The sequence below is a fragment of the Neorhizobium galegae genome, assembly GCF_017877055.1.
Taxonomy (GTDB): Bacteria; Pseudomonadota; Alphaproteobacteria; order Rhizobiales; family Rhizobiaceae; genus Neorhizobium; species Neorhizobium galegae_D.
On sequence record NZ_JAGIPG010000006.1, the window covers coordinates 16,681 to 36,552 of the forward strand.

16 protein-coding genes are annotated in these 19,872 nt (G+C 63.3%); 10 read left to right on the plus strand and 6 right to left on the minus strand.

The window, feature by feature from the left end; genetic code table 11:
* Positions 1-8 precede the first annotated feature (8 nt).
* The 3 genes from J2857_RS28330 to J2857_RS28340 are packed head-to-tail and all read left to right on the plus strand — an operon-like array spanning position 9 to position 4,358.
* Entirely contained in the window at positions 9-920 is a 912-nt protein-coding gene (locus J2857_RS28330) for an amino acid--[acyl-carrier-protein] ligase (RefSeq protein WP_210013417.1), read from the plus strand.
* A gap of 4 nt (positions 921-924) precedes the next feature.
* The gene (locus J2857_RS28335) at positions 925-1,908 is read left to right on the plus strand and encodes a DUF1839 family protein (protein WP_210013418.1); all 984 of its coding nucleotides are present in this window, start codon (positions 925-927) and stop codon (positions 1,906-1,908) included.
* Positions 1,905-4,358: a glycoside hydrolase family 2 protein gene (locus tag J2857_RS28340; RefSeq protein ID WP_210013419.1), complete on the plus strand. Its 2,454-nt coding sequence runs from the start codon at positions 1,905-1,907 to the stop codon at positions 4,356-4,358. Before J2857_RS28335 ends, J2857_RS28340 begins: the two co-directional genes overlap by 4 nt.
* On the opposite strand, the gene J2857_RS28345 is transcribed toward J2857_RS28340, so the two are convergent.
* A complete protein-coding gene (locus J2857_RS28345) occupies positions 4,326-5,981 on the minus strand; it encodes an alpha/beta hydrolase (protein WP_245363962.1) in 1,656 nt (551 codons plus the stop codon). The genes J2857_RS28340 and J2857_RS28345 overlap by 33 nt on opposite strands.
* A gap of 259 nt (positions 5,982-6,240) precedes the next feature.
* A complete protein-coding gene (locus J2857_RS31155; RefSeq protein WP_373426859.1) occupies positions 6,241-6,528 on the minus strand; it encodes a hypothetical protein in 288 nt (95 codons plus the stop codon).
* Between the two features lie 392 nt (positions 6,529-6,920).
* On the opposite strand from J2857_RS31155, the gene purU reads away from it, so the two are divergent.
* The 3 genes from purU to J2857_RS28360 all read left to right on the plus strand — a co-directional run bounded on the left by purU (position 6,921) and on the right by J2857_RS28360 (position 11,166).
* On the plus strand, positions 6,921-7,805 hold the full coding sequence (gene purU / locus J2857_RS28350) for a formyltetrahydrofolate deformylase (RefSeq protein ID WP_210013421.1): 885 nt from the start codon (positions 6,921-6,923) through the stop codon (positions 7,803-7,805).
* An 85-nt stretch (positions 7,806-7,890) separates the two neighbouring features.
* Positions 7,891-10,536 carry an aminotransferase class III-fold pyridoxal phosphate-dependent enzyme gene (locus J2857_RS28355; RefSeq protein ID WP_210013422.1) on the plus strand — a complete coding sequence of 882 codons (2,646 nt, stop codon included), beginning with the start codon at positions 7,891-7,893 and terminating at the stop codon, positions 10,534-10,536.
* 432 nt (positions 10,537-10,968) lie between these two features.
* Positions 10,969-11,166: a hypothetical protein gene (locus J2857_RS28360; protein WP_007765631.1), complete on the plus strand. Its 198-nt coding sequence runs from the start codon at positions 10,969-10,971 to the stop codon at positions 11,164-11,166.
* Between the two features lie 54 nt (positions 11,167-11,220).
* Here the strand turns inward: J2857_RS28360 and J2857_RS28365 are convergent, their stop codons facing one another.
* Both J2857_RS28365 and J2857_RS28370 read right to left on the minus strand, forming a co-directional pair.
* Complete coding sequence (locus J2857_RS28365; RefSeq protein ID WP_007765628.1) at positions 11,221-11,457, minus strand: Lrp/AsnC ligand binding domain-containing protein; 237 nt, start codon at positions 11,455-11,457, stop codon at positions 11,221-11,223.
* Positions 11,458-11,510: 53 nt separating this feature from the next.
* The gene (locus tag J2857_RS28370; protein WP_210013423.1) at positions 11,511-12,449 is read right to left on the minus strand and encodes a LysR family transcriptional regulator; all 939 of its coding nucleotides are present in this window, start codon (positions 12,447-12,449) and stop codon (positions 11,511-11,513) included.
* Between the two features lie 98 nt (positions 12,450-12,547).
* On the opposite strand from J2857_RS28370, the gene J2857_RS28375 reads away from it, so the two are divergent.
* Genes J2857_RS28375 through J2857_RS28385 form a run of 3 tightly spaced genes read left to right on the plus strand, consistent with a single transcriptional unit; the run spans position 12,548 to position 16,432 of the window.
* Positions 12,548-13,831, plus strand: a complete 1,284-nt coding sequence (locus tag J2857_RS28375; RefSeq protein WP_210013424.1) for an NAD(P)/FAD-dependent oxidoreductase — start codon at positions 12,548-12,550, stop codon at positions 13,829-13,831.
* 57 nt (positions 13,832-13,888) lie between these two features.
* The gene (amaB, locus tag J2857_RS28380; protein WP_210013425.1) at positions 13,889-15,430 is read left to right on the plus strand and encodes an L-piperidine-6-carboxylate dehydrogenase; all 1,542 of its coding nucleotides are present in this window, start codon (positions 13,889-13,891) and stop codon (positions 15,428-15,430) included.
* A 3-nt stretch (positions 15,431-15,433) separates the two neighbouring features.
* Complete coding sequence (locus tag J2857_RS28385; protein WP_210013426.1) at positions 15,434-16,432, plus strand: P1 family peptidase; 999 nt, start codon at positions 15,434-15,436, stop codon at positions 16,430-16,432.
* On the opposite strand, the gene cobD is transcribed toward J2857_RS28385, so the two are convergent.
* Positions 16,413-17,453, minus strand: a complete 1,041-nt coding sequence (gene cobD / locus J2857_RS28390; RefSeq protein WP_210013427.1) for a threonine-phosphate decarboxylase CobD — start codon at positions 17,451-17,453, stop codon at positions 16,413-16,415. The two genes, J2857_RS28385 and cobD, sit on opposite strands and share 20 nt — an antisense overlap.
* Between cobD and cbiB the strand changes: the two genes are divergently transcribed.
* Complete coding sequence (gene cbiB / locus J2857_RS28395; RefSeq protein WP_210013428.1) at positions 17,452-18,417, plus strand: adenosylcobinamide-phosphate synthase CbiB; 966 nt, start codon at positions 17,452-17,454, stop codon at positions 18,415-18,417. The two genes, cobD and cbiB, sit on opposite strands and share 2 nt — an antisense overlap.
* Here cbiB and J2857_RS28400 read toward each other — a convergent pair.
* Positions 18,401-19,870, minus strand: coding sequence for a cobyric acid synthase (locus J2857_RS28400; RefSeq protein WP_210013429.1), 1,470 nt, complete (start codon positions 19,868-19,870; stop codon positions 18,401-18,403). The genes cbiB and J2857_RS28400 overlap by 17 nt on opposite strands.
* Positions 19,871-19,872 lie beyond the last annotated feature (2 nt).

Sequence of the window (19,872 nt, forward strand, 5' to 3'; positions counted from 1 at the left end):
GTGAAGCCATGGATATTCAAGTTTCCTTTCTCGACCGCCTGTTCGATGCAGGCCTGCTGATCGAGACCGGCGTCGACGGACTGTATGGCCGCAGCGGCCAGTTCGAAGACGTCATCGCGGCCTTCGAGCGGTTGATCGACAAGGTCGGCGGTGCCGACGGCGCCGAGGCCATGCGCTTCCCGCCGGGCATGAACCGCGCCTTCTTCGAGACCAGCGGCTACATGAAGAGCTTTCCGCAGCTCGCCGGTACGATCCACTCGTTCTGCGGCAACGAACTCGACCACATGAGCCTCCTGAAATGCATGGAAGTGGGCGAGGAGGACTGGACCAAGGGCCAGGAGGCGACCGACATCGTTCTGACGCCGGCCGCCTGCTATCCGCTCTATCCGACCGTCGCGCGCCGCGGCAACCTGCCCGCCGGCGGCGGTCTCTTCGACCTGCAGAGCTACTGCTTCCGTCACGAACCTTCCAAGGATCCGGCCCGCCAGCAGCTGTTCCGCATGCGCGAATATGTCTGCATGGGTACCGAACAACATGTCACCGATTTCCGTCAGTTGTGGATGGACCGCGGCGTCGAGATGATGAAGTCGGTTGGCCTCAAGGTGACCATCGACATCGCCAACGACCCGTTCTTCGGGCGCGCCGGCAAGATGCTGGTCAACAACCAGCGCGACCAGAACCTGAAGTTCGAACTGCTGATCCCGATCACCTCTGTCGCCAAGCCCACCGCCTGCATGAGCTTCAACTATCATCAGGACAGTTTCGGTCTGAAATGGGGGCTCAACCTGGAGGATGGCGGCGTCGCTCACACGGCCTGCGTCGGTTTCGGCCTTGAACGTATCGCGCTTGCGCTCTTCCACACCCACGGTCTGGACGTAAAAGAGTGGCCGGACTCCGTCCGCGCTACGCTCTGGGGCTGATCCAATGACCGCGGTATTTCCGGCGCTCGATCCGGCGAACTACAAGGCTCATGCGCTGCATTCGGCCGAGCGCATGTGGCCGGAGACGAATTGTTACGTCGATCTGTGGATAGAAGTGCTTTCGGCACAGGGCCTGCCGCCGGAAGCCATGCTCGGCTTCACCCTGACCCAGGATTTCGAAGGCGACCAGTTCACCTTCTTCAAGGTGCCGCTCGAAGACCTCGAGACCCTGTTCGGCATCCGCGTGACCGAACTGGCGATCTTCGACCGGCCGGAATGGCATGTTGCGGAGCAGATCCGTCGCGGCCGGCTGACGTTGCTCGAACTCGACAGCTTTTATCTGCCAGATACACGCGGCGTCGCCTATCGCCAGGAACACGGCAAGACGACAGTCGCGATCAACCGGCTGGACCTCGAACGCCGCGAGCTCGACTATTTCCACAATGGCGGCTTCTTCACCCTTTCCGGCGAAGATTTCGACGGCCTGTTCCAGCTGAACGCAGGTCCGGACGCGCTGCCCTTCCTGCCCTATACCGAATTCGCCAAGTACCCCGCCACCTATCCGGACGCCAGCGACATTCGCGAAACCGCCTGGAAGCTGCTCCGGCACCATTTTGCCCGGCGGCCGGGGGACAATCCGATCCGTGCGTTTGCGAAGGTCTTCCCGGCGCAGGTGGAGCGGATCGCCGACAGGGACTTCGGCTTCTTCCACAAATACGCGTTCAACACGCTGCGGCAGGTCGGTGCCAATTTCGAGCTGCTGGCGAGCCATCTCGCCTGGCTGAACCACAAGGCATTCGCCCAGTCTGAACAACAGGCGCTGAGGATTTCGGAAGTAGCGAAATCCACCCAGTTCCAGCTTGCCCGGGCCCTTACCCGCAAGAAGTTCGAACCGCTGGCAACAGCGCTCGATCCGGCCGCCGAGGCCTGGGACCTGCTGATGGGAGACCTGGCCTCGACGCTGACCCAAGCCCGCGAGGCCGCGTGAGCCTTCTTATCCCTATCGGATCAAAGACCAGCCTTCTTGCCGAAGGCTGGTCTCTGGCATTGACGGAGCCCGGCGCCTACACGCTGCCGTCCGACCTTCCTACGGACCTGGAATGCCTCCCGGCCATCGTGCCCGGCACGGTCGCCGCCGCGCTGGAAGCCGCCGGCCGCTTCGACCGCGACAATCCCGAGCCGCTGATCGACAGGGATGCCTGGTATCGCTGCCCGCTTGCCGGTGAAGCGCCCGGGCCGGCGATCCTGCGGTTTGCCGGGCTTGCGACTGTGACCGAGGTGTTTCTCGGCGAGACACTGATCCTGTCCTCGGCAGGCATGTTCGAGAGCCACGATGTCGCGGTGGAACTGACCGGCACCGAAACACTGTCGATCTGCTTCCGAGCCCTGAAACCGCATCTGGAAAAGGCCGGGCCTCGTGCTCGCTGGCGGCCGCGGCTGATGAACCAGCAGGGCCTCCGCCTGATCCGCACCACGACACTCGGCTCCATGCCGGGATGGTGTCCCGAGGTTCATGCGGTGGGACCCTGGCGGCCGGTCTCGGTAATCAGGCCGCCTGCCTCGTCCAGCCCCGCGAGCCACCTTCTCCCGGCGAGGGAGTTCGCGGTTTCGGCCACGCTCGATGAAAGAGGATCAGGCCTCCTTAAAGTCAGTTTTGCCTTTGACGGACCGCCTCGGGATTTGCGGCTCGTCTGCAACGGCACCGAGGCGCGTTTTGCGAACGACGGCGAGCGATATTCCGCCGAGCTTCGCCTGCCGGCCATAAAACCCTGGTGGCCGCATACCCATGGCGAACCGGCGCTTTACGACGTGATACTTCAGGTCGACGGCGAAGGATTCCCGCTCGTCCGGACCGGCTTCCGCAGCCTGAAAGTCGATCGCGGCGCAGACGGCGACGATTTCGCGGTGATCGTCAACGGCGAGAAGATATTCTGCCGCGGCGCCGTCTGGACCTCCGCCGACATCATCAAGCTGCCGGGCGATCGCGCCGGCTACGAGCCGTGGCTCAGGCTTGCGAGAGACGCGGGCATGAACATGATCCGCATTCCGGGTATCGCTACCTATGAAAGCCCCGAATTTTTTGCGCTCTGCGATGAACTCGGCCTCCTGGTCTGGCAGGATCTTATGTTCGCCAACTTCGATTATCCGGTGGCCGATCCGGATTTCGTGATTCACGTGAAAACGGAAGTCGGGCAATTCCTGGCGGCGACGCAAGCCTCGCCGTCGCTGGCGGTGCTTTGCGGCGGCAGCGAAATCTACCAGCAAGGCGCCATGCTGGGCCTGCCGGAGCGCATCTGGAAAGGTCCGCTCTGCGAGGAAACCCTTCCTGCCTTGGCAGCCGATTGCCGGCCGGACCTGCCCTATGTTGCGAACTCGCCTTCCGGCGGCGCATTGCCTTTCTACCCGAATGCCGGCGTTGCTCACTATTACGGCGTCGGCGCCTACAAGCGACCACTCGAGGATGCACGGCGGGCGAACATTCGTTTTGCAGCCGAGTGCCTGGCATTTTCAAATCTCTCCGATTCGGAAACGCTTGTCGGCGGCAAGTCCGGAATTCCCCGTGATGCTGGAGTAGACTGGGATTTCGAGGACGTTCGCGATCATTACCTCGGCAAGCTCTACGGTGTCGATCCGCAGACGCTGCGTTCACAGCAGCCGGAACGATATCTGGCCCTCTCCCGCGCCGTGACCGGAGAGGTGATGGAAGCGGCCTTTGCCGAATGGCGCCGGCCCGGCTCGACTTGCAACGGTGCGCTTACCTTCACCTTTCAGGATGTCATGCCCGGTCCCGGCTGGGGCGTAGTCGATGTCGACCGCACGCCGAAACCTGCCTGGTTCGCGCTGAAGCGCGCCTTCCGGCCGGTCCAGATACTCTTTGCCGACGAGGGCACCAACGGGCTGGATATCCACCTTCTCAACGAAACGCCTGCCGACCTGCCGCTCGTTCTGGAACTCGCCTGCCTGCGGGACGGCAGGATGGCGGTGGTTTCAGGCCGCCGAGACCTGACGCTTGTTTCTCGCAGCAGCGAGAGTATCGCCTCGACCGATCTGTTCGGCGCCTTCTTCGACACGAACTACGCCTACCGTTTCGGCCCGCCCTCTCATGACGTGACGATGGCGCGGCTGAAACATGCGCAAACCCGGGAAATCCTGGCCGAGGCTTTCCATTTCCCGCTCGGGCGTGCCCACGCCATGCATGATGCCGAGATCACGGTTTCAGTCGTCGAGAGTGGGGCAGAGTTCTGGCTGGAGCTTTCGAGCGATGGCTTCGCCCAGTCGATCAGCATCGAATGCGCCGATTACCGCGCATCGGACAACGGATTCCATCTGGCGCCCGGTGCAATCAGGCGCATTCGCCTTGCCGCGCTCTCCAAAGCCGCCGGCAGACCCCAAGGCACGATCCGCTCACTCTGCGGCGACCGAACCACCCGCTTTTGAATAGACGTCTTCTTCCAGAGGAAAGCGGAAAGCCATTTCCCTCAACGCCTCGAGATAGACCTTGCGGGCATGCTCCGGCGTCAGGTTGTGATCGGCATCCGGAATGATTTCCGGCGACACGTTTGGAAAACGAGCCAGGCCCGCCCCATCGTGGCCGAAATAGAAATCGTATTGCTCGAGACCGAGGTCGTTCTCGCTGTAGATCAGCGAGATGGGGGTGCCGCGCTGATGGAGGGTGCGGAAAGCACCGTAGATCGCCCGCCCCTCCGGCAGGAAACCGCGGAAGGCGTGCAGGACTTTGCCCTTGATCCGGTTGCCTATACTTTTGGCGATATTGCGGACCGCGGCGACGGTATTGACCTCACCCCTCAGGATGCGCTTGAAGGTTTCGGCCCGCAAGGCCCGCTTGCGGTAGTCCCGCAGGCTGCGCGCGCCGTTGACGATCATGTCCTCGACGGAGCGGCCGGGGCGCCAGCGGAAGACCGCCGGATTGACCGAGACATTGCCGGCGATGCGCGGTTCGACGAGCGATGCCTGGAGGCCGAGATAGGCGCCACTGCAGCGGCCGGCGGTAACGACCGGTGTCAGGCGGCGGGTTTCGAGAAAATCGATCGCTTCCGAGACGTCGGCATTCTGGTCCGAATGATAGAGAACCTGATCCGGCCGGCCAGGCACCGGCGGGCTGTCGCCGACATTGGCGGTATCGAAACGCAGTGACGGAATGCCCGAACGCGCAAGCGCGCGCGCCAGGGCCACGGTCGCGCGGCCCCAGCCGGCATGCCGGTCATAAGCCGATGTCAGGAAAAGCACCGTCGCGCCGGCGCGGCCGTGCGACGGCTCGCAGAGAACCCCCGAAAGCCGGCTGTTGACACCGAAGCGGACCGGCGTTTCGGTAAAACCGTCGCCGGCAAGAGGCACAGCAGGCCCTGGGGAACGTGTTGATGCGGAAGCCGGTTCGGACGGCAGTGCCGCGATCCAGTTCGCCAGATTATCGGCGACTGGCAGCGGCATTTTGACGATCACCGGGTTGGAGACGAGCTTGTCGTAACCTTCGAAAGCCTGTTCATCCACATCCGCGCCAAGCGCCCGCAGCCGCGCGGCAAACTCCTTGTCAGACGGCCGGTCGGCCCGTCCGACGACCAGAACGCGCGGCGCGACCTGTCGATCGACCGTCAGCAAATTGACCTTGCGAACCTCGTCGGCGATTTGGCCGGGCATGGTGAGCGAAGCGATCGACACCCCGGATTTGTCGCGCTGCTCGTCGGCCAGTCCCAGATTTTCGTCTACCACCTTGGACCAGACTGCGAGCTCGCGGATATGCAGGCGACCGGAAACGACGGGCGCCAGATAGGCGATGGCGGCGAGGCCCTCGAGCCTCTCGGCAGCCGTAGTCGCGACGACGGCACCCAGGCCTTGGGAGACAAGAACGATCCGGTCGCAACCGGAAAGCGCCTTGAGGTGCGTGGCTGCGGATACGACGCTGTCGGACCAGACCGAAAGCCCGCCCCCGAAGTCGAGGTCGTCAAGAGCATCGCCGGTACTGGGATAATCGAACCGCAGGCTGGCGATGCCGCGATCGGCAAGCTTTTCCGAAATGATGCGCCAGAATTTGCGCGTGCACATCTCCTCCAGTCCCCACGGGCTGGCAAACAGCACAGCAACGCCGGACGGCGTAGTTCCCGCCGACGACGGCGTGAAAAGCCCAACGGTGCCGTCGAACGTCAACGGTTCAGAAGCCGAGCGTTGAGGCAGGGGCGAGGTTTCCCCGGCGGCCGGGGATTTATGTCGAGCGTCCGTCATGGTCCTGCCGGCAAGTTTTCAATCACTGCACCAGCAATACCTCCGGCCTTGCTTCCAAGCGCTTAATTTGTCAGGCGCAATTTTACCAATAGCAGGTGGATTGTTCCGAAAAGACGCGGGAGAGAACCTGCATCTGCGGCAAGTCTATGGGCTCCTGTCCAGGCCGTGCCCGGTAGGAGCACGAGATTGGCGACTCCCGTCTGGCGGATCGCCCGATCGCGCTGTTGGCGGCGGAAAGCCAGTCTTCGGCCGAAATGTCGTAAGGCTCGTTCATCAGGCCGAAGGCGATCCCGTCGACGCCGGCAACGGCTGCGGCGACCCGGCGCCAGAAATCGGCAAAGGCGCTTTGCGGTACTGTTTCGGAGCCTATCGGCTGAGCAGGCGGTCTTTGCCTCGGCCACGACGGCCAACGACACTAGGACGCCCAGCGAACGCGAGACGCCGCGGCTTCAAGCCTTCCTCCAGAGTAAGCCACGACCTGCCACCATAACCTTTAGCAGATGCGAATCGTTGCCCGATACGGCTTCCGCGGCGGTGATGCGCGCACCGACGGCGCAAAGGGAACGGAATTTTGGGTGACTGGCTTTAAGGTCACGAGGTAAGAAACTCGCATAAACGGCAAACAAGGCGGGCTGTACACATTTCAGGATCGAAGCCAGGGGTCGGAGGGCATTTTCCTGCCCTATAGGCAGCTGGATATTGTCCAACGCCAAGTTTATGTATACACGGAATGGCCGACCGATGGCAGAGGAGGGAGAACTTATGAAGAGCTATGTCCTGACCGTATCCTGTAAGACGACGCGCGGCATTGTCGCCGCGATTTCCGGCTTTCTGGCGGACAAGGGTTGCAACATCATCGACTCATCGCAATTCGATGACCTCGACACGGGCAAGTTCTTCATGCGCGTCAGCTTCCTCTCCGAAGAAGGCGCCGAACGTCCGGTACTGCTCGAAGGCTTCAAGCCGATCGCCGACCGGTTCGAGATGGAATGGGAGATATTCGACACCGAAGAGCGCATGAAGGTGCTCCTGATGGTGTCACGCTTCGGCCATTGCCTGAACGACCTGCTCTACCGCTGGAAGATCGGCGCGCTGCCGATCAACATCGTCGGCGTCGTCTCCAACCACTTCGATTACCAGAAACTCGTGGTCAACAACGACATCCCTTTCCACCACATCAAGGTGACGAAGGAAAACAAGCCGCAGGCCGAAGCCCAGCTTCTCGATCTGGTCGAGCAGAGCGGCACCGAACTCATCGTGCTGGCCCGCTACATGCAGGTCCTGTCCGACAGTCTCTGCAAGAGGATGTCCGGCAAGATCATCAACATCCACCACTCCTTCCTGCCGAGCTTCAAGGGCGCCAATCCCTACAAGCAAGCCTATACGCGCGGTGTGAAGCTGATCGGGGCGACGGCCCATTACGTTACCGCCGATCTCGACGAAGGTCCGATCCTTGAGCAGGACACGGTGCGTATCACCCATGCCCAGAGCGCCGACGACTATGTTTCGCTCGGCCGCGACGTCGAAAGCCAGGTCCTGGCGCGCGCCATCCACGCCCATATCCATCACCGCACCTTCATCAACGGCAACCGCACCGTCGTCTTCCCGCCGAGCCCCGGTTCCTACGCTTCTGAGCGCATGGGCTGAAGCTCATCCGAAGTCGGTAAAAAGGCCTATGGACGCAGGCTGTTAACGCTCTATCCTCTTCGGAAGCGCCCTTCCGGAGAGGTTCATGTCCGACGTCCTGCCAGAACTCATCGAGCCTCCTGCAAATGACCTGTCGATCGACGCGATCGAGGACGTTCTACGCGACCACTACGGGCTTTCCGGACAGATCTTCCCGATTGAGGGTCGGCAAAACCCTTACTTCCTGATCGACAACGGCCACATGCGCTACCTGCTCAAGGTGGCGCCTGTCGAAGGACCTGTCGAGGAGATAGAGGCTGAACACGCCTTGATGCGCCATATTCTGCGCAGCCCGGACGGGCCGCGGGTTCCTGAGCCGGTGCCGACAAAGGATGGCGGCGACACCCTCGTCCTGCCACTCGGCGGCGAGGAGCGTCGCATCCGGCTCCTCACCTTTCTCGACGGCACGGCTCCGCCGAGTGACGAAAAGCTGCCGGACCAGACCCTGGCAGCCTTCGGGGCGATCTCCGCAGCACTTGCAAAAAGCCTGCTGGATTTCGATCATCCGGTGCTGCAGCGGGAGCCGGAAGGCGACCTGCGCAAGGCCGGCCCGCAGACTGTCGCGCTTCTGTCCGCCGTCGCCGACCAGGAAATCCGCGACGTCATCGCCAAGGCGATGGTGACGGCGCTCCGGCGCATCCAGCCGCTCGGCCCGAGCCTCAGGATCGCCGCCGCGCATCAGAACATCAACGGCGAAACCGTCGTCGGTGAGGATACGGACGGCACATGGCTGCCGACCGGCGTGACGGACTTCACGGGCATCGCCAACGGCTGGCTGGTCGCCGGTTTCGCCAATACCTGCGCCTATCTGCTCGCCGACCGCGACGGCGATCCTTTCGCGCTGCTGCCGGCGATCCGCGCCTATCATGACATCCATCCGTTCACCCTGAACGAGCTCGAGGCGCTGTGGCCGCTTGTCGTTGCCCGCACCGGCATTCTCGCCGCCGAAGCCGAAAGCCGCCAGACCGGGTTACCCGATGACCCGAAAGCCAGGGAAGACGCGGAGAAACGCCGCGCCGTACTGAACGCCGCAACGACCGTTTCGCCGGCGCAGGTGTTTGCGGCCATCCTGGATGCGACGGGCATGGAAAAACCGTTGCCGGAGATCGGCCGCCTCCTGCCCGATATCGCCCCGGACACCTTCCGGCTGGTGGATTTGAGCGTCACCAGTCCGCTTCTTTACGGCGGAAACTGGACGGATGCCGACAACGACTGGAAGCTGCTTGCCCACATCGCCCGGGAGACCGGCCGCGCCAGCACCCGCTACGGCGAATACCGGCTTTCGAAAGGCAGCATCGACCCGCAGCAGGAACCGGAAAGTTTCGCGCTTCACATCGATGCCTGCATACCCGCCCGGATGCCGGCGGTGGCGCCCTTTGCGGGTACGCTGAAAACCGCCGGCCCCCGCCTCGTCCTTGTCGGCCGCGACCTGACCCTGCATGTCGAAGGCCTCGAATGCGCGATTGCCGAAGAGACCGAGCTCGCCGCGGGCGACCCCCTTGGTGTCATCGCGGGGACCGAAAATTCCGTCGGCGGCCTGCGCCTCAGGTTTTGCCTCGATCCGGATCTCGTGCCGCCGCTCTTCTGCAAGCCCGCCGAGGTGGGCACGTGGTCGAGATTATACCCTTCGCCGTCGGCGCTGCTTGGTATCGACGCGAATGCCCCGGCTCCGAGATATCCCGACCAGCCCGTCCGCGGCTGGAAGGAATACCTCTTCGATGCGACGGGCCGCACCTCGCTCGATTTCGCGGGCCAAGCGCCGCTGATCGGCCACGGACATCCGCGCCTTGCTGCCGCGGCCTACCGCCAGACCATCCTACTCGACCGCGTCGGGGCCTGCCCATCAGAATCGGAAGAGGCTCTGCGGGCGCAATTGGCCGAGCTTGCGCCCGAAGGGCTAAGCCATGTCCTTTTTGTCGCCGGCCGCGCGGAGGCGCTGGACCTCGCCTTCAGGCTTGCCCGCAGCCATACCAACAAGCGTGGCATCATCGGCCTGCCGGGGCTGCGGATGGTCCGGCGGGATCCGGATTTCTTCGCTGTCCCGTCTGTCGGCACCGCTGCGGATATGATCCACGATCTCGACGATGTCGCGGCCGTGCTGGCGGAGGGTTATGGCGAGGCCGCGAACCTGGACGAGCCCTTGACGGAGCTTCGGCAAAAGGCGGGCCTGCTGATCGTCGACGAAACCGGAACGAGCTATGGCCGCCTCGGCCATCACACCTGGGCGTTTTCGCACAGAGGGCTTGCCCCGGACATCGTGTTTGCGGACGGGCCGGACGGCGGCGCTCTGTCGTTTCTCATGACACGGCCCGAGATTGCAGCAAACCTCCCCTCGGACCAACAGCCGCCGGCGATGTGTCCCGTCAGGGCCGCCTCCGCTCTCGTGGCGCTCGACGTCATCCGGGAGGAGCAAATGCGCGAAAATACGCGCGAGATCGGCAACCATCTGAAGACACGGCTCGAAAGCCTGGGCGAGCGTCTTCCTGCGATCACCGCCGTGTCGGGGAGCGGGCTGTTCCTCGTCATCGATCTCGCCGACACGGCTGCGGACCTCGGCAAACGGCTGCAACCGGGCATTGTCGCGGATATCAGCACGCCCAAACGCCTCGTTCTGCGTCCGCCGCTATGCCTCAGCCGCAAAAGCGCCGACGGGTTGGTGGACCGGATCGAAATGCTGCTTTCGGAAATTTGAACTGGCCGATCCGGTCCTTGCCGGAAATTTTCCACCGTCGATCCTTGCTTGGGTGGAAAAGCCACCTATCTTTGGGCTGACGGGCGGTGACCAAGAATCGCGAATGAAATTTCACAATTCGGCCTTCTTCCTGTCATCAGTCGGAAAAAAATTCTAGGTAGACTGATTTTCGTTGATCATTTTGTAGGATTCGCCTACAGATGATTTCCGTTCGGCCTGCTGAGTCTGGCTGATTTTCGCGCAACACCATGAAGGGAGAGTGACATGTTAAAATTCGTCCGCGTCGCCGCCTTTGGTGAGGCCGCGTTCAAAATGAATGGCACGGATCGCCGCTCCCTTCCGTGCTGTCGAATGTAACGCTTCAGTTCAATCGTTCCTGAAAATTTTCATTCGCCAGAGCTGCGTCGCAAGCAGCCAAAGCGGGAGTCTGCCATGCAGAAGCAAGTAATCGAATTCGGCGGCGAGCCCGTCGGTATTGTCATTCCTGACGCGGACCGGCTGAAGTTCATCGCCGTGAAATTCCATGTCATCGATCTGGACGAACAGCGTTTCGGCTCTGCCGACGAGGTACGTCTTGCGATCCGCGAGCTGGTTCGCTCGCGCAACAGCGCCTCGGCGGCGCATGTCTGATATTTTTTAAATTCAATTCCAAAAGCCGCCCGCGTGGCGGCTTTTTTATTGCGCTCAGAACGCGGTGAAGGTCATCGTCGTCAGCGAACGTTCGATGCCCGGGATGGACGCGATCTTCTCGTTCACGAAGCGGCCGATCTCGTCGTTGTCCTTGATATAGACCTTCAACAACAGATCCCAGTCACCGCTGGTCGAATAGAGTTCGGACGCGAGCTCGGTCTTGTAGATGGCGTCGGCAACCTCGTAGGTCTTGCCGGGCTTGCAGCGGAGCTGGACGAAAATAGGTTTCATGGACGTCTTCCCGTCGGTCGGATCGCCTTCGCGATCATGATGGACATGCCCGACTATTGGCCGATGCGGCCGCCGTTCGCAAGCGTATCCTGGTGAATCTCTTGCCCGTGGATTTCCTGGGTGATCCAGTCCCGGAAGGCGGCAAGCGGCGGATAGGTGGCCCGGTCGGGCGGATAGGCGAGATGGTATTGCCCGGTCTCCATCCTCTCGGCCTCGACGGCTGGCACCAGCAGGCCCTGTTCCAGCTCCCGGCCGATCAGGAACCGCGGCAGCAGGGCGGCCCCCAGTCCGGCGGTTGCCGCCTCCACCATCGTGATGAACTGGTCGAACAGCATGCCGTGCAGTGCGTCGAAGACGATCCGGTTCTTCGAAAACCACAATTCCCATGCATCCGGCCGCGTATTGAGATGCAGAAGCGGAGCCCGAAGCACATCCGCCGGTGTTTGAAGACCATGCTTGGCCTTGAAGGCCGGACTGCAGGCCGGCACGACTTCCTCATCCATGAGAAAGGTAAGCGTGGCACCCGGCCAGCGGGCAGAGCCGAAATGAATGGCGGCATCCAGCGTATCGAATCGGAAGTCGAAAGGCTCGAGCCGCGTGATCAGATTTACCACCATGCCGGGATGCGCATCGAGAAATCGCCCGATCCGCGGCGTCAGCCATCGCGTGCCAAAAAATGGCAGGACCGCAAGGTTCAGCGTGCCGCCGGAAGGATTGGCCCTGAGATTGAGCGACGCATGTGAAATACGCCTGAGCGCTTCGCGCACCTCGCGGGCATAACCGTCGCCGGCAAGCGTCAGCCGGATCGTCTGTCGCTCGCGTAAAAACAGAGCCACGCCAAGCTGTCTTTCGAGCGCCGAAATCTGCCGGCTCACGGCGCTCTGGGTCAGGCCGAGCTCGTTTGCCGCGGCGGTGACGCTGCCGGTACGCGCCGCCGCCTCGAAGGCCGAGAGAAGCGAGAATGATGGAAGGAAGCGCCGGGGTGGCAGCATGTCATTCCTCCGGCGAATGACCTGTTGAGAACATGTCGATATTCATCGATAACTACTCCCTGTAAAGAGTTGGCGATCAACACTCCCGGACAATCATCATGCTGAACGATCCCCGCTCTCACGGCCTCTGGGAAAAGACCGCCCCCGCCCCGCCGCTCACCACCCGGCTGGAGGAGGCGATATCTGCCGATGTTGTGATTGTCGGCGGCGGCTACACGGGCCTTTCGGCGGCCCTGCACCTTGCAGAGGCCGGAACGGATGTCGTACTGCTCGAAGCCGCGGAGATCGGCTTCGGCGGCGCCGGCCGCAATGTCGGCCTGATCAATGCCGGCATGTGGGTGATGCCGGACGATTTCCCGAAGGAACTCGGTCCCATCTACGGCGACCGCCTGCTCGAACTGCTCGGCAACGGCCCTGCCCTGGTCCGCGAACTGATCGAAAAACACGCCATCGCCTGCGAACTGGAAAAGAGTGGCACGCTGCATTGCGCCGTTGGTCCGGAAGGGCTGACGGAACTGGAGGAGCGCGCTCGCCAATGGCAGAAGCGCGGCGCGCCGGTGACCTTGCTCGATGCCGCCGAGACGGAAAGGCGTGTTGGTTCCAGTGCCTATGCCGGATCGCTGCTCGACATGCGCGCCGGCACGTTGCAGCCGCTCGCCTATGCCCGCGGCCTCGCCCATGCGGCGGTGAAGGCCGGCGCCAGGCTCCATACCGGCAGCCCGGTGACCGGCACGGATGACGTCAACGGCCGGAAGGTCGTCAGGACGGGCTACGGCGAAGTGACCGCCGATTGGATCATCGTCGCAACCGACGCCTACAGCACGGGCCCCTGGGAGCAGGTGCGCCGCGAACAGGTCTATCTGCCCTATTTCAACCTTGCCACCACGCCGCTCGGCGACAACCTGCGCCGTTCGATCCTGCCCGGCCGCGAAGGCTGCTGGGACACCAAGGACATCCTCTCCTCCTTCCGCATGGACCAGGCCGGCCGGCTCGTCTTCGGTTCGGTCGGCGCGTTGCGCGGCACCGGAACGGGGATCCACAAGAGCTGGGCGCGGCGCTCGCTGAAGCGGCTCTTTCCGCAGCTCGGAGACGTGGAATTCGAGGCCGAATGGTATGGTCAGATCGGCATGACCGACAATGCGCTTCCGCGTTTTCACAAATTCGGCCGCAACGTGCTCGGTTTTTCCGGTTACAATGGTCGCGGCATCGCGCCGGGCACGACATTCGGTAAACTGCTGGCACGCCATATCCTCGGCGAGGTTTCGGAAACCGACCTCCCGCTGCCGCTGACCGAGGTTCAGGAACCCGGCTTCCGCGCCGTAAAGGAAGCCTATTATGAAGCGGGCGCGCAGATCGCCCATTTCACCGGCGAACGGTTCTGATTGTAAAACCGCCGCCGATTTGTAGATTGACGCAAAATTCGACATCCGGAGACTGATATGACGCTCGCCACTCTCGACCTCGCCGCTGAGGTGAAAACCATTCTGAGCGATCTCGGCGTCAAAGCCGAAAGCTATACCGGCGGCACGCTCGCCGTCCGTTCGCCGATCACCGGCCTGGAAATCGGCAGACTGCCGGAAGAAACCATTGCCAGTGCCGCGAAGGCGATCGATGCCGCTCATGCGGCCTTCCTCGAATGGCGTCTGGTCCCGGCCCCGAAGCGCGGCGAACTGATCCGCCTGCTCGGCGAGGAACTGCGCGCGGCCAAGACCGCACTCGGGAGGCTGGTGTCGATCGAAGTCGGCAAGGTCACCTCCGAAGGCCTCGGCGAAGTGCAGGAAATGATCGACATCTGCGATTTCGCCGTCGGCCTTTCCCGCCAGCTCTACGGCCTGACGATCGCCACCGAGCGGTCCGAACACCGGATGATGGAAACCTGGCATCCGCTCGGCGCGATCGGCATCATTTCCGCCTTCAACTTCCCGGTCGCCGTCTGGTCCTGGAATGCGGCGCTCGCCATCGTCTGCGGCAATTCCACCGTCTGGAAGCCGTCGGAAAAGACGCCGCTGACCGCGCTCGCCACCCAGGCGATCTTCGAAAAGGCGCTTGCCCGTTTCGTCGCCGACGGCGGAAAGGCGCCGAAGAACCTCTCGACCCTTCTGATCGGCGGCCGCGACATCGGCGAAGTCCTGGTCGATCACGACAAGATCCCGCTCGTCTCCGCAACCGGCTCGACGGCAATGGGCCGGGCCGTCGGCCCGCGGCTTGCGTCGCGCTTTGCCCGCTCGCTGCTGGAACTCGGCGGCAACAATGCCGCGATCGTCGCGCCGACCGCCGATCTCGACCTGACGCTGCGCGGCGTCGCCTTCGCCGCCATGGGCACGGCCGGCCAGCGCTGCACCTCGTTGCGCCGCCTCTTCGTGCATGACAGCGTATACGAAACGCTGGTGCCCCGCCTCGCCAAGGCCTACCAGTCCGTGACGATCGGCAGCCCGCTCGAAACCGGCAATCTCGTCGGCCCGCTGATCGACAAGGCCGCCTATGACAAGATGCAGAAGGCGCTGGAAGCGGCCAAGGCCGAAGGCGGCAAGGTGACCGGCGGCGAACGTGTTCACCAAGACGAGGCGGCAGACGCCTATTACGTCCGCCCGGCGATCGTCGAGATGCCGGCCCAGACCGGTCCGGTCAAGGACGAGACCTTCGCCCCGATCCTCTACGTGATGAAATATTCGAGCTTCGACGAGGCGCTCGCCCTGCACAACGACGTACCGCAGGGCCTTTCCTCCTCGATCTTCACCAACGACATGCGCGAGGCGGAAACCTTCGTCTCCGCCCGTGGCTCCGATTGCGGCATCGCCAACGTCAATATCGGCCCTTCGGGCGCCGAAATCGGCGGCGCGTTCGGTGGCGAGAAGGAAACCGGCGGCGGCCGCGAATCCGGCTCCGACGCATGGAGGGTCTATATGCGCCGCGCCACCAATACGCTGAACTACGGCCGCACCCTGCCGCTCGCGCAGGGCGTCAAGTTCGACATCGAATAATCGATGGCCGCTACGCTGAACCTGCTGACCGATATCGGTGGCGTGGCCGTCGGCCACGCCACCGATCTTGCCTTGGGTTCGGGCGTCACGGCTATTGTCTTCGACGAACCGGCGATCGCTTCCGGCTCCGTGCTCGGCGGTGCGCCGGGCGGGCGGGATACGGCTCTGCTCGATCCTTCTATGACTGTACAGACCGTCGATGCCTTCGTTCTGTCGGGGGGCTCGGCCTTTGGGCTGGATGCGGCCGGCGGCGTGCAGTCGGGCCTGCGCGAGATCGGCCGCGGTTTCCAGGTCGGCAGCGTCCGCGTGCCGATCGTGCCGCAGGCGATCCTGATGGACCTGCTGAACGGCGGAAACAAGGACTGGGGCCTGCATTCGCCCTATCGCGACATGGGCTATCAAGCCTTCAAGGCGGCCGCCAAGGGTCCGTTCGCGCTCGGAACCATAGGAGCCGGCACGGGCGCCACGACCGCGACGTTCAAGGGCGGCATCGGCTCGGCAAGCGCCAAGTCATCTTCCGGTCATTGGGTTGCGGCGCTCGTAGCCGCCAATGCGCTGGGTTCGGCGACAATCGGCGAAGGCCCGCATTTCTGGGCGGCTCCCTTTGAGGAAAAGAAGGAATTCGGCGGTCTTGGACTCCCTCCGACTTTCGACAATCGCATGCGCCTGAAGGGCCGCAACGTGACCTCAACGACCATAGGCGTCATCGTCACCGATGCCGTGCTGGCCAAGGCGCAGGCACACCGGCTCTCCATCCTCGCTCATGACGGCCTCGCCCGGGCGATCCTGCCGGCCCACCTGCCGTTCGACGGCGACACGATCTTTTCGGCGGCGACCGGTGCTAAACCGTTAAACGACCCGTCGGATTTCATGGAGATCTGCCATCTGACGACGCTGGTGACCGCCCGCGCCGTGGCCCGCGGTGTCTATGAGGCGGCGGCTTTGCCCGTTGCAAATGCCCAGATCGCCTGGCGCGACAAATTCACTTCCCCGGCTCAATAGTTTTCAAGGCTTCTTCGAGCCGTGGCCAGTCGCTCTTGCCGGGAAGGCCGATCCTCAGATCATCGGGTCGTTCCTCGAACCGGCGCACCAGAATTCCCTGTTCCCCGAGGTGCCGGAAAACCGCCTGCGCCCGCGGATCGCGGATGAACCGGAAGAGCGATGTTCCGCCTACGACAGGTATTCCGGCAGCACCGAGCAGAGCATCCAGCCGCGCCGCCTCCTCTTTCAGCTTCAGCCGCATCGCATTCTGCCATTTGGTATCGCCGAGCGCCTCATTTGCCACGTGCAATGCCGGGCCGGACACTGCCCACGGGCCGAGCCGGTTCTCGATCCGCGCGATCGTTTGCGGATGCGAAATCACGAAGCCAAGCCGCAGGCCAGCCATGCCGTAGAACTTGCCGAAGGACCGCAGCACCACCAACCCGCCGGCATCCACCGCATCGGTGACGCTCGATGCTTCCGAGACGTCCATGAACGCCTCGTCCACGACCAACAGCCCGCCTTTCGCGCGCATGATTGCGGCAAGCGCCAAGAGATCGGCACGCGGGACGATACGTCCGGTCGGGTTGTTGGGATTGACGATGACAGCGAGGTCCGCTTCCGCCAGCCGATCCAGATCGTCGGTTTCGGTGACTTCCAAACCGGAAAGCCGCGCCGCGCGGGCATGCTCCGCATAGGTGGGCGAAAGAACCGCAGCGCGGCCTTTCCGGGCGACCAGATCGGCGACCATCGGCAGCAGGATCTGTGTCCCAGGCCCCGCCGCGACATGTGCCGCCGATGGCGCGCCGTAGGCAGCAGCGGCAAGGGCCTTCAGCCTTTCCGCCGATGCGACGTCAGGCAGTCGCGTGAAAGCATTGCCGGGCAGCGGCGAATGCGGATAGGAATACGGGCTGATACCGGTGGAAAGATCGACCCAGGGTTCCGGCGCATGTGGAAACAGCGCCCGGGCACGGGAAAGATTGCCGCCGTGCTGTATCGGATCACCAATTTCGTCGCCAATCTCAGGGCCTGCCAACTTCATGTTCCTTCTCGCATTTTTCGCCCTGATCACGGAGCGCATCTTCGGTTATCCGGACTGGCTGTTCCGGCGCATCGGCCATCCGGTCACCTGGATCGGCGCATTGATATCCCGGCTCGACCGCGATCTGAACCGCGAAAGCGACGACTTCTCCACGCGCAAGCGAAAGGGCGTGTACGCGCTTCTGGCACTTCTCGGCATCACAACCCTGCTCGGCCTGGTGATCGAATACGACCTGATGATGCTCCCCTTCGGGCCAATCCTGCTGGTTCTGATCGCCGCCAGCCTCCCCGCTCAGAAAAGCCTCGAAACCCATGTCGAAGCCGTCGCGACGGCGCTGCGAGACGGAGGGCTGTTGGCCGGGCGCAAGGCCGTTTCCAAAATCGTCGGGCGCGATCCCGAAAAACTCGATGAAGCCGCCGTCTGCCGCGCGGCGATCGAGAGTCTTGCCGAGAATTTTTCGGACGGCGTCGTGGCGCCAGCCTTCTGGATGGGGATCTTCGGGCTGGCCGGTGGCGTCGGTTACAAGGCGGCCAATACCGCCGACAGCATGATCGGCCACAAGCTGCCGCGATACGAAGCCTTCGGCTGGGCGGCGGCGCGTTTCGACGACCTCATCAACCTGCCCGCCTCGCGCCTGAGCGCTCTGCTTTTCGCGGTTGCAGCGGGTTTTATCGATGGCGCCTCGCCCGGAAACGCGGTCCGCGCCGTCAGGCGGGATGCTCGTCATCACCGTTCGCCGAATGCCGGCTGGCCCGAAGCGGCGATGGCCGGCGCGCTCGGCATTGCGCTCGCCGGACCGCGCAGTTATGGCGGCCGGATGATCGAGGCGCGTTTCATGGGCGAAGGTGGCCGCTCCGAACTCAACCACCACGACATCCGCCGCGCGCTGAAGCTCGCCCGCATCGCCGACGCGCTGCTGATCGGCCTCTTCGGCCTGATGGCGTGGATCATCTGGCAAGTTTGAGCAGCCCATCCAGATCGAGATGCTTTTCCATATGTGCGGCGAGGCGATCGAGCACCGCGTCAACGCCGGCCTCGTAGTCCAGGCCCGACACGGATCCCCCGAGCCGCGTCAGCCAGGCCGACCGCTGCCGGTCGTCCGAGAACAGTCCATGCAGATAGGTGCCCCAGACCCGGCCATCCGCCGATATCGCACCTTCCGGGTTACCGCCGATCACCGAGAACGGTCGCCCGCAATCGGCGCCTGTGGTTCGGCCGATATGCATTTCATATCCGGACAGGGAGATTCCGTCGAAACTCTCGCCCGCAACGGCCTCCAGCCGTTTATCGCCCGCAAGAACCGTCTCGACATCCAGCAGGCCAAGCCCCTCGATCGAGCCGGGCGGCCCTTCCGTCCCTTCCGGATCGGAAATCGTCTTGCCGAGCATCTGGTATCCGCCGCAGAGACCGAGCACCCGCCCGCCGCGGCGGACATGCGCGGCGATATCCACGTCGAAGCCGGCCTCCTTCAGCGCAGCCAGGTCGGATATCGTCGCCTTCGAACCGGTGAGCAGCACGAGATCGCAATCGCCGGGGATCACCTGCCCCGGCCGGACCCGGATCAGATCGACATCCGGCTCGGCTTCCAGCGGATCGAGATCGTCGAAATTGGAGATATGCGGCAGGATCGGCACCGCGATCCTGATCTTCGCACCCACCTTCCGCACCGAAGGCGCGTTGAGGCCGAGCGCATCTTCCGCCGGCAGCCGGGCCGCATCGGCAAAATGCGGCAGCAGCCCGATCGGCTGCCAGCCGGTGAGATCCCCGATTATCCGCATGCCCTCGGCAAACAAGCTAGGATCGCCGCGAAACCGGTTGACGATGAAGCCCCGGATCATCACCGCATCCTCGGCGTCGAGGACGAGCTTGGTCCCGGCAAGGCTTGCGATAACCCCGCCGCGGTCGATATCGCCGATCAGCACCACCGGCACGTCGGCGGCCCGGGCAAACCCCATATTGGCGATGTCGTTATGGCGAAGATTGATTTCCGATGCGCTGCCGGCGCCTTCGACCAGGACGAGATCGGCCTGGTTGCGGAGGATTTCGAAACTTTCCAGGACCCGCGGCATCAGTGTCCGTTTCAGGATCTGATACTCGGCGGCCTTGGCATTGCCTTCGACCCTACCTTGCACCACCACCTGCGCGCCGACCTCGCTCTGCGGCTTCAAGAGCACCGGGTTCATATGGACGCTGAGCGGCACCCCCGCTGCCCGCGCCTGCAGCGCCTGCGCCCGTCCGATCTCGCCGCCAACCGCTGTGACCGCCGCATTGTTCGACATGTTCTGCGGCTTGAACGGCAGTATCCTCAGGCCGCGCAACGTGAAAGCGCGGGCAAGCCCGGCTACGACCAGCGACTTGCCCACATCCGAGCCCGTTCCCTGAAACATCAGCGCCCGAGCGGGCTTGACCGCAACCATCG